The following is a 3,644-nucleotide window of genomic DNA, read 5'->3' on the forward strand; positions in this document are numbered from 1 at the left end:
GAGGCTCCTGACCCGCAGACTTGCCGCTGCTGGTAAGGTTGGGTGACTTATGAGTCAGACTCTCAGGATGACGGTGAGGCACTCTCGCTGGGCTAACTCGCTTACTTCACCCGCTGTTTCTCTCGAGCTTTTCAGCCTCCTGATCGAGTTGAGGCGCGCGAAACTTCCCGATGCCGAACGGCTCGAAAGCCACGTAAGCGATCCTGTCCAGAACCGTTCTGGGGTGTTTCGCGGATGACGACGGCTATCGGTGTCCGGCGTGCTATGCTGACCGCCCTGCCGCTATTTGATCGACATTGAGTTGACCCATCAATTTGCAGCGAGGAGAAATCCGATGACATCTAATGTTGAGGCAACCAGGAAGGGTTATGAGGCCTTTCAACGTGGTGACATTCCGGCGCTCATCAGGGATCTGATCGATGACGACTGTACGTGGATAACCCCAGGTCCCCAGGATAAGTTGCCTTGGGCCGGGACCTTTAGGGGCAAGCAGCAGATTGCGAACTTCTTCGTCCAGGTCGGCGAGAACCTGGAATTCAGCGAGTTTGCACCGCGTGAGATGATTGAGCAGGGCGACACGGTCGTGGTCCTGGGTACACTCACGGCGCGGGCAAAGAAAACAGGCAAGACTGTAACGAACGAATGGGCCCACGTCTTCAAGTACCGTGACGGGAAGGCGGTCCGCTTTCAGGAGTACATTGACACTGCGGCGGATGTTGCCGCGATGTCGTGAGGGCGCGAGAGGCGACCAGCTGAATCAGACGCGCATTCGCGGGTGTCGTCGGCGTCACCCGACTCTATCGGCTACTTCACCCGCTGCTTCTCGAGCTTGCGTGCCAATGTCCGGCGATGCATGCCGAGCCGGCGGGCGGCCTCGGAAATGTTGAAGTCGGTCTCGATCAGGGTCTGGTGGATGCGCTCCCATTCCAGCGTCTTGATCGAGGTCGGCCGCACGCCGACCTCGATGGCGGCGTTGCCTTGCGCCTTAAGGAACGCGGCCTCGATGTCGTCGGTGTTCGACGGCTTGGCCAGATAGTGGCAGGCGCCGAGCTTGATCGCCTCGACCGCGGTCGCGATGCTGGCGAACCCGGTCAGCACGACGATCAGCATCTCGGGGTCGTGCGCGTGCAGCGCCTCGACGCAGGCAAGCCCCGATGCGCCGCCGGCGAGCTTGAGGTCGACCACCGCATAGCCGGGCGACTGCTGCTCGAGCAGCTGGCGGACCTCGTCGAGCGAGGCCGACACCGCCACATCATAGCCGCGGCGCTCGAACGAGCGTTTCAGCGTGCGAGCAAAGCCGGCGTCGTCCTCGACGATCAGGAGCTGGCGTTCATCCGTCAAGATGGTCTCCGATCGCGAGCGTCGAGAGCGGCAGCTCGAGCTTGACCGCGGCGCCGATGTCCGGCCGGTTGCGCGCCGTCACCACGCCGCCCAGCTTGCGCACGACGTTGACCACCAGGAACAGGCCGAGGCCGCTGCCGGGGCTGCCCTTGGTCGATTGATACGGCTTGCCGATATGCGCCAGCATCTCGCGCGAGAAACCCGGGCCGCGATCGGTCACCGACAGCACCAGGCGGTCGGCATTGCGCTCGGCGGTCAGCTCGATCCAGTCGCGCGAGACTTCGGCGGCGTTGTCGAGCACGTTGAAGATCGCCTGCTTGAGCGCGATGTCGGATACGATCGCGATATCGGCGCCGAAGGCGTTGCGGAAATACAGCGTGGCCGACGGCCGCGTTGTCCGCCATTCCTCGACCAGCGCCGTCAGGAACGCCGCGACCGTGGTCGGCGAGGAGCCTTCGCCGCGGGCTTCGCCCGCCGAGAGCAAGATGCCCGTGACGATCGACTTGCAGCGCTGCACCGAGATCTCCATCTCGCCGAGGTCTTGCGACATTTCAGGATCGGAGGCGAGCGCGGGCATCCGGCGCCAGTCGCCCAGGATGACCGAGAGCGAGGCGAGCGGCGTGCCGAGCTCATGCGCGGCACCGGAGGCCAGGAGGCCGATCCGGACGATGTGATCCTGCTCGGTGGCGTGCTGGCGCAGCGCCGCGAGGCGCAGGTCGCGATCGCGCAGATTGCGGTTGATCCGGGTCATGAACACCACGAGCAGCACGGCGTCGAGCACGAGGCCGATGAAGGTGCCGGCGATATAGAGGTTGAAGGCATCGGCGAAGCCTTGCTGCGGCAGCTCCAGCGGCCGGTAATAGCTGGTCAGCCAGGCGAAGTTCATGCACACCAGCGCCACCAGCGACCAGGTCGAGGGCGCATCGAGCAGCACCGCGCCAAGCGTTACCTGCAGCAGGTAGAGCGAGGTGAACGGATTGGTGGCGCCGCCGCTGAGATAGAGCAGGGCGGTCAGCGCCGCCACGTCGAGCGCCAGCGCGACCAGCAGCTCGCGGTTGTTGATGTCGGCGCGGTAGCGCAGCCACAGCAGGCTGACGACATTGAGTGCCACCAGCCCGGAGATCACGGCAGCCAAGGGCAGCAGCGGCAGCGCAACGCCCAACCAGAACTGCACGAAGCCGATGGTAGCGATCTGGCCGATCACGGCGATCCAGCGCAGCTGGACCAAGAGGGCCATGTTCTTGCGATTGGTCGCGATGTCGGCGGGCGCGGCGAGATCGAACGGCATGCCCGCAGCCGCGCCCGCGGCGGACGCCATCACCGCCGTGCCGGGCGCGGCCTTGTCGTCATGCAGATCCGATGTGCGCTCGAGCATCTGGGCCTGTGTCGCGAGACAGATTGCGGGCTGCGCCGATCAGGCGGCGCACGGCGGCGCGCCGTGAGCCCCACCTTGGATCGGCGGCGCCGGCGCGGCTCCTGCCGCTGATGACGCGCAGGAGCGCGGCCGCCAGCATAAAGGCCAGTGCGAACCATGTCAGCGCGTAAATCAGGTGGTTGTTCGGAAACCGCACGATCGTGAGCCCGCCGACGGGGTATCCGCCAGGATTCGGCGTCGCATCGGCGTCGATGAAGAACGGGGCGACCTGCGACAAGCCGTGCATGGCGGCGATCGCGGCGACGTCGCGGGAATACCAGCGGCCGGCCGAAGCGTCGTTGCTGCGCAGGAATCCGCCCTTCGGCTCCGACATCCGCATCAGTCCGGTGACGCTGACAAGGCCTTGCGGCTCGCCATCGCGCCGTGTCGCGGGATCGCGTTTATCAGTGGGAACAAAGCCGCGGTTGACCAGCACCGTGGTTCCGTCGGCGGCTTGCAGCGGGGTCAGCACCCAGAAGCCGGGACCTTCGGCCGTGACGGCCTGCACCAGCGTTTCATCGGCGTTGAGGAACGTGCCGCGTACGGTGACGCGGCGGTATTCATCGCTCGCGGCCGTGACGGCCGGCCATGACGATGGGGGCGGCGGCGCGACCGGCGCCGCATGCATGCGCTGCTCGACCCGTTCGATCAGCGCCAGCTTCCAGCTCCTGCGTTCGACCTGCCAGACGCCGAGCGCGCCCAGCAGCACCACGCCCAGCATGCCGAGCGTGAGCAGTGTGCAACGACGGAGAGCTGAGGCGTCGCCTCGTCGGGACTTTGCTCCCTCTCCCGCTTGCGGGGGAGGGTTGGGGTCTGTCTCTTATACACATCTCCGAGCCCACGAGACTTAGGATATCATCGCGTATGCCGTCTTCTGCGTGAAAAGGGG

General features: G+C 65.4%; 4 protein-coding genes. 1 reads left to right on the forward strand and 3 read right to left on the reverse strand.

Annotated elements, in window-relative coordinates; all coding sequences use genetic code 11:
* Positions 1 to 334: 334 nt before the first annotated feature.
* On the forward strand, positions 335 to 733 hold the full coding sequence (locus tag PMN64_RS42410; RefSeq protein ID WP_411785053.1) for a nuclear transport factor 2 family protein: 399 nt from the start codon (positions 335 to 337) through the stop codon (positions 731 to 733).
* 71 nt (positions 734 to 804) lie between these two features.
* Here PMN64_RS42410 and PMN64_RS42415 read toward each other — a convergent pair whose 3' ends face one another.
* From PMN64_RS42415 to PMN64_RS42425, 3 genes are read right to left on the reverse strand one after another with little or no spacing between them, the layout of a single operon-like run.
* The gene (locus PMN64_RS42415) at positions 805 to 1,341 is read right to left on the reverse strand and encodes a response regulator transcription factor (protein WP_411785054.1); all 537 of its coding nucleotides are present in this window, start codon (positions 1,339 to 1,341) and stop codon (positions 805 to 807) included.
* On the reverse strand, positions 1,331 to 2,716 hold the full coding sequence (locus PMN64_RS42420; RefSeq protein WP_411785055.1) for an ATP-binding protein: 1,386 nt from the start codon (positions 2,714 to 2,716) through the stop codon (positions 1,331 to 1,333). The genes PMN64_RS42415 and PMN64_RS42420 overlap by 11 nt, the downstream gene beginning before the upstream one ends.
* The gene (locus tag PMN64_RS42425; protein ID WP_411785056.1) at positions 2,688 to 3,476 is read right to left on the reverse strand and encodes an SURF1 family protein; all 789 of its coding nucleotides are present in this window, start codon (positions 3,474 to 3,476) and stop codon (positions 2,688 to 2,690) included. Before PMN64_RS42425 ends, PMN64_RS42420 begins: the two co-directional genes overlap by 29 nt.
* Between the last annotated feature and the right edge of the window lie 168 nt (positions 3,477 to 3,644).

Source organism: Bradyrhizobium sp. UFLA01-814 (assembly GCF_046718885.1).
In the GTDB taxonomy this organism is placed as follows: domain Bacteria; phylum Pseudomonadota; class Alphaproteobacteria; order Rhizobiales; family Xanthobacteraceae; genus Bradyrhizobium; species Bradyrhizobium elkanii.